Source organism: Pseudomonas sp. RGM 3321, from assembly GCF_022836805.1.
In the GTDB taxonomy this organism is placed as follows: Bacteria; Pseudomonadota; Gammaproteobacteria; order Pseudomonadales; family Pseudomonadaceae; genus Aquipseudomonas.
The window spans coordinates 21,919-28,427 of record NZ_JALHBH010000075.1 but is presented as its reverse complement, the minus strand read 5'-3'; the positions used below and the strand labels follow the sequence as shown (position 1 = coordinate 28,427).

4 protein-coding genes and 1 rRNA gene are annotated in these 6,509 nt (G+C 57.0%); 1 reads left to right on the top strand and 4 read right to left on the bottom strand.

Going from position 1 to position 6,509, the window contains the following annotated elements:
• The first annotated feature begins 186 nt into the window (after positions 1–186).
• Positions 187–302 (top strand): 5S ribosomal RNA (gene rrf / locus RGM3321_RS00795).
• Positions 303–416: 114 nt separating this feature from the next.
• Here rrf and RGM3321_RS00790 read toward each other — a convergent pair.
• The 4 genes from RGM3321_RS00790 to RGM3321_RS00775 are packed head-to-tail and all read right to left on the bottom strand — an operon-like array spanning position 417 to position 6,124.
• On the bottom strand, positions 417–893 hold the full coding sequence (locus RGM3321_RS00790) for an SRPBCC family protein (protein ID WP_244391154.1): 477 nt from the start codon (positions 891–893) through the stop codon (positions 417–419).
• A gap of 33 nt (positions 894–926) precedes the next feature.
• Positions 927–4,361, bottom strand: coding sequence for a non-ribosomal peptide synthetase (locus RGM3321_RS00785; protein WP_244391153.1), 3,435 nt, complete (start codon positions 4,359–4,361; stop codon positions 927–929).
• Positions 4,358–5,305, bottom strand: a complete 948-nt coding sequence (locus RGM3321_RS00780) for a diiron oxygenase (RefSeq protein WP_244391152.1) — start codon at positions 5,303–5,305, stop codon at positions 4,358–4,360. Before RGM3321_RS00780 ends, RGM3321_RS00785 begins: the two co-directional genes overlap by 4 nt.
• A gap of 42 nt (positions 5,306–5,347) precedes the next feature.
• Entirely contained in the window at positions 5,348–6,124 is a 777-nt protein-coding gene (locus RGM3321_RS00775) for a DUF3050 domain-containing protein (RefSeq protein ID WP_244391151.1), read from the bottom strand.
• Positions 6,125–6,509 lie beyond the last annotated feature (385 nt).

Sequence of the window (6,509 nt, the reverse complement as noted above, 5' to 3'; positions counted from 1 at the left end):
ATCCCGAACTCAGTAGTGAAACGATGTATCGCCGATGGTAGTGTGGGGTTTCCCCATGTGAGAGTAGGTCATCGTCAAGATTAAATTCCAGAAACCCTCATCGCTTACGCGTTGAGGGTTTTTGTTTAAGTAGAAGCATCAAAATTCGCTGAGACGTTACCTGTTAACGGACCGGCAACAGAATTTCTTGACGACCATAGAGCATTGGAACCACCTGATCCCATCCCGAACTCAGTAGTGAAACGATGTATCGCCGATGGTAGTGTGGGGTTTCCCCATGTGAGAGTAGGTCATCGTCAAGATTGAATTCCGAAACCCCTCATCGCTTTTGCGATGAGGGGTTTTGTCGTTATGGAGCCCGAAAAAAGCTCCCGCAGGCTTTTCGCGCTGAGCGGGCTTCAGTGATGGTGCGTGAATCAGCCAAAAAGGCTGCGTACGTTACTCATCGCGCCGTCAGCAAACCCCTGAAGAAACGCCTCAAATGCATCCCCTTCAGGACCTCCCTGAACAGGGTCGGCAACAATCGTCCAACGGGCCACACACGCACCTTCCCCGGTAGCTTCAACAGTCATTGCCGCCCATAGGTTACTCACCGGTAAACTGGTGTGGATCAGTGACCAGGTAATGAACAGCGCCTGATCATCCCGAGAGTTCAGTTGTTCGATGGCCACGTTACCGTCCTTGAACAATTTCCTTCGAACCGAGCCTGGCCCTTCCCCGGTGACCTCAATGCTGTCCAGCGCGGGTATGAAGGCTTGGAAACCACCAAAATTCCCGACCACAGCCCATACGCTGGCTGCGTTACCTGGTATTTCCACGGCTGAAGCCACTCGGTACGACACCGGATTCTGGATAAGGGTGTCGGGCTTCAGATTACTGTGCAGTGTGCTCATGTCTTTCTCCATTTACGTCAGTGGGGTATCGATTCAGATGAAGCCGATTTCTTTCAGGTAATCGCAGCCCTTGCGCAACAGCTCAGGGGTTTTCTGCGGGTATTGCTCGCCAATACGGTGAATACCGCTGAGGGTGTTGCGGTACTCGATCATCGAGATGTCGCCGATGTCTTCTTCAAACCCGTCGAGATAGAAACCCAGCACACCAAACAAAGCGTTCTGGCTGTCGACACGGTCCAGCTGGGCCTGCCATTGCTCGACGCTGACCAGCTCGAACTGACGGCCTGCCCCGCGGAAGGCTTCCACATAGTTATTCCAGCTCAAGGGCTCAGGGTTATGCAGGTTGAACACGGCGTGTTCCGGTTGATAACGACTGGCATGGAAGCCGATGAAGCGTGCCAGGAAGTCCACCGGCATCAGGTCGAAGTTGATGGCGAACGCCGGAACCTGACCCAGTTGCAGCGAGCCTTTGAGCATCAGCATCAGGCGGTTTTTTTGCGGCTGACACACGCCGGTGACGCTGTTGAACGCGATGTTGCCGGGCCGATAGATGTTCACCCAGGCACCTTGGTCCCGCGCGCGCTGCAGAACACGCTCAGCTACCCATTTGGACAGGTTGTAACCGTTCTTGATGTAGATCGGCGGGGTAGCGGCAGCGGGCTGTTCAAGCACATTGCCGGCAGCATCGACTGCACTACAGGCGGAAAGGGTCGAGACGAAATTGAAGATCTTTTTGCTGCGCCCCTCACATAGCTTCAGGCATTCAAAGACCGGCGCAACATTGTCTTTGACGAGGGTTTCATAGTCCTGCACATGGTTCACATTGGCAGCGTTATGCACCAGCGCACCGAACTCGCTATCCAGTCGTTCATATACCGCTTCACTGAGACCCAGCCTGGGCCTGGTCACGTCAGCGGCGTAGACCTTCACGCGACTCAGGTCCAGATGATCCAGACGGTTTTCCCGCAGTGAATGCTCGAAACGCTGTTGTGCGCTTTGCCCCGCAGTTTCACGAACCAGGCAGGCGATCTCTGTCGCCCCCCAGTTCAACAGCGCTTCAACGATATGCACACCGAGAAAGCCGTTGGCACCGGTAACAATCACTTTGTGAACATCACCCAACTGGCTGATGGGCAAAGTCGTCAGCGGGGTATTCGCATCGGCATCCAATAGAGCCTGCGCACTGATGGTGTAAGCCGAAGCACCATCGCTGTCGATCAGGCTGGCCAGTGTCAGGACGGTAGGCGCTTCGATAAAACGGTTGATCGGGATGCTGCGCCCAAATCGTTCACGAACCCCCAGCAGCAGGCGTGACAGCAGAATTGAATGACCGCCCAGATTGAAAAAGCTTTCGTCCGTAGAGATATCTTCTGACGGCAGTTCCAGCAGCTCGGCCCATAACGCCAGCAGCGCTTGCTCCTGCTTGGTCTGTGGCAGACGCCCCGTGCGTTGTCCGCTGAAGCTCAGTGGTATTTCCAGAAGTGCCTTGCGATCGATCTTGCCGTTGCTGGCAAACGGCAGACCGGGCAGCGTCGTGTACACAGCAGGATGCATGTAGTCAGGCAGCAGACGTTGCACATGCGCTCTCAGCGCCTGTTCGTCATGCTCCAGATATGGTTGAGCGAGAAACGCCAGAATTCGTCGCTGTCTGTCGATCACCACGGCAACCTGTCGATACAGTCCGCTGTCACGCAGGCAATGCTCGATCTCTTCCGGCTCGACCCGAAAGCCGCGTATCTTCACCTGATTATCACGACGACCGCTGAGGACGATGCCGTCAGCCGTCCACTTGGCGATGTCGCCGGTGCGATAGGCCCGCATAAGCTGGCCATCCGGCTTCGTCAGCCACACATAGCGCTCGGCGGTAAGCGCGGGATTGTTCACGTAGCCCAGACAGACGCCGGGACCGATGATGTACAGCTCACCCTGAGTCTGTTCGGCCACGGGTTGCAATTGCTCGTCGAGAATCCAAGCCTGGCTGTTGGCAATCGGTCGTCCCAGATGTCGATTGCTGCTGGACGGCCCGAACTCAACGGCCGTGACCAATACGGTGGCTTCGGTAGGGCCATACAGGTTGTGGAAATGACACTGCCTGGTGAGTTGCGCAATCACATGCGGCTCACAGACGTCACCCCCTGTCATGACATGCTCCAGCCCCAAAGGCTGATCCAGCGGCAGAATGCTCAACAGTGCCGGTGGCAGAAACGCGTGAGTGATGCCTTGTTGCAGCACGCTGACCAGTTGCAATGGATCGCGCCGCTGGTCTTCATCAGGCACCACCAGTTCGGCACCACTGAGCCAGGCGGGAAAAATGTCGATGATCGACGAATCAAAGCTCAACGTAGAAAACTGCAGCACCCGGCTCTGCTCGCGCAGGCTCACATACTCGGCGTACCAGGCAGTGAAATGGCTGAGGTTGCGCTGGCTGAGCAATACGCCTTTCGGCTGCCCGGCAGTGCCTGACGTGTACAGCGCCATGCAAGGCGCGTCCTGCGCGGCAGGAACGCGAATGCCGGCTGAAACGACATTCTCCATAGGCACCGCAGCAATATCCAGTGCCGGAAACTCGGCAGCGGCCAGTGGGTGCGAGCCGTCGTGAAGCAACAGCATCGCTCCCGAGTTTTCCAGAATGTACTGCTGACGCTGCAAAGGCTGGCCGGGGTCAAGCGGCAGATAAACCGCACCGCAGCCCAGAATCGCCAGAATGCCCGCATACAACTCGGGTGACTTGAGCAGGCAGATGCCGATCACCGGAGGCGTGTCAGCTTTCGCAGACGCCAGCAAAGGCAGCAACAGGCGCTGAATAGCGATGCTGTGCGCGTGCAGTTCTCGATAGCTGAGCGTCTGATTGCGAACCGACAGTGCCGGGCGTTCGGCAAACATCAGCAGCGCCTGTTCCAGCCGCTCGGTGATCGATGTTTCAGCCCGCTTCAGCAGGTGTGGTTGTTCTGTCTGATTCAGGCGATGCTCGAAGAGCAAATGATCAATCGCCTGCAAGCCATCCTGCCGATCACTCAAGGCGGGTATTGCAGTAGGCAGACTGTTGAAATAGTCATCGTCCCTGGACAACCGACTGACCTGCAACGCCACCAGCTCCACCATGCCTGCGACAGCCGCATCACGCAGTACACGGCCGTTGCCTGACTCCTCGGCAGGCAGTCGCTCATGAGCGATCAGGCGTCGCGCGTTGGCCGGTCCGTGCCAGCAGAGCAGCTCCAGGCGAGGCAGTCCGTGCGCCAGTGCCGCGCCGAAGCCGACTCGCAGGCCCAGATGCGTGCCGTGGTCTCGTACCCCGCGAAGGTCCAGACTACCGTCCTCGATCAGGACGCAACCATCAGGCACCGTCAACGCGTACAGCGTCTCTTGGTCAGACAGGTGCCGCACGCTGTGGCCGTGGTCCAGCAGCTCGGCATTCAGCTCGCTCAGAGTCAGGCTGTGACCGATGAGCACGATCTCCAGGCGCTTCATTGCAGCGTCCCCTGAACCGGCAGATAGTCCGCCAGCGCACGCTGCACACAGGGATCGTCCAGCATTGAGCTGCTCTTGAAGAAGCGCACGATATTGGCGACCAGCGGGTGGTGGCGGTTAACAGGAAAACTCACGGCCCTGGTTTCGCCCTTGAGCGCCTGCTTGATGGTGTCCGGCACCTGCAAGTGCTCGATCAGGGTGAAATCGAAGCCATTCTGTATGTCATTGGTCAAATACTGAGCGATAAACACCGGCAGGATGCGCGCGATGGATTCCCGATCCTGCTCGTCTGCGGTGTGCCAGTAGATTCGTACCAGCCGCGCCCAGAATCCTGAATGACGTCCCTCGTCCAGCAGATGGTCAGCCATCAGTCCCTTGACCGATTGCTTGACCGAGTCGTCCTTGGCGAACGCCGCTACGTCATTGGTCACGGTGTTTTCCGCGATAGCCACGCAGATCAGTTCAACTGCACTGCGCAGATGCTCCGGAGCCAGAGCCAGCGCGGCGGGTATGGCCCGGCTGAGTTCGATTTCGTCAGGCAGCTGGATCGGCTCGATGCCCGTCAGCGCGATGGTCTGTTGCATGAAGTCCATCGCCACCAGCGCGTGATAGTCCTCGTCGACCACCACCGTCATTGCGTCATAGCGGCAGGCAAACGGGAAGCGAATCGTGAAGTTGTCCTTGGCGATACTGCGTGCGGTCTTGTCGACGATCTCGGTTTCAAAGATCACCACATCGTTGATGAACTTATAGAGGCTCTGCACCAGTGCGTAATCGCGCAAATGCGCGCACTCGCGGGTAAATGTGTCACTGAGCACCAGCGGCTGACGGCTGAGGGGGTAGATCAGTTTTTCATCGTTCTCGACCATTCTGCGTGGGCGAGTACGAATGGTGGCGCGGCCTTCCCACGCATCGATGAACGACGTGTAGTCTTCTGCTTTCATGATGTCTTCCTTGTAAAGGCTTCAGGGTGTTGCGAGCGGGTGTTACGCACTGGCCTGCATCAATGGCGCGCTCATGCTCATGCGCAGCGTGTCCCATAGCCGGACCCTGCTTTCCACCGCTGCGATGGCCGCCTGATACACCTCTCGTTCACGCTGCGCGTCGCCGCCAATCAGACGGGCCAGCAACTGCTCCGCTGCCGGGCCGTGGTCCTCGGAGTCCACTTCGATGTGGCGCTCCAGGTAGTAACGAAAGGTGGGTGCCTGTTCGACGGTGATACCCCAGTCGTCGAGGATGCTCTGGAACATCTGTGGGATGACGCTTTCGCGCCCGTGCAGAAACGCCGCAGCAACGCTGTGTGCCGGCGCATGAAGGGCGGTGTCGAGGGTGTGCGTCACGAATGCCGATGCGGCCTGGCCTGCGTTGACCCGTTGCAGGGCCGTTGTGTAATGCAGGCCCTGCTGCTGCAGCTGGATGAAACGCTCGATCTGTAACGTGCTCGCGCCAATCTCGCGCATGGCGTCCAGGTACAGCTCGAAGTGGCTGTAATGACCTGAATCCAATCGGTCGTCGGACTCTTCCCCCAGCACGATCTCGTTGATCAGGCGGGCGGCGCAGGCATCGGTCGGTGGCAGCCACGGCAGTTGCGTGCAGGTCAGTTCCTGTTGCAGACGCTTGGTCAGAGACATGAAATCCCAGACGGCGAATACATGGGTTTCCATAAAGCGTCGCAATACGCCCAACGTAGTGATTTCCGCAAAGATCGGGTGATGGCTAAGTTCAACTTTCTTTTGGTCGAGCAGCGTTTTCTCACAGTGCATGGTGATGTCCCTATGGTCATGGTAGCGGTAGGTGGCAGTACAGTTATTCGAAGTTTTAACGTGTCGCCCGTGCAAGGTGAATGTGATGAAAGACCTGAATGCAAGGCAAACAAAGGCCTGAAGGCAGAGGCGATAATTCGCCGAAACTGCACGTCGGTTATAGCCATTCAAGAGCGTCCATAACTTCAACTTGCCGGGCTGTAGCCCTTATAGATTGCGGCTTTGCGTACGGCTGCCGTCAATTACGCTGACGGCGAAGAAAACTTAAAACAAATTTAATGCAGTGCGCAATTCTTTTTTTAATAATATTTAAGTTGTTGTTTTTGCGGCGTGTAAGTTGCCATATAAAACACGTGGAATATGTTTTATAGGGACGCAGGCAACC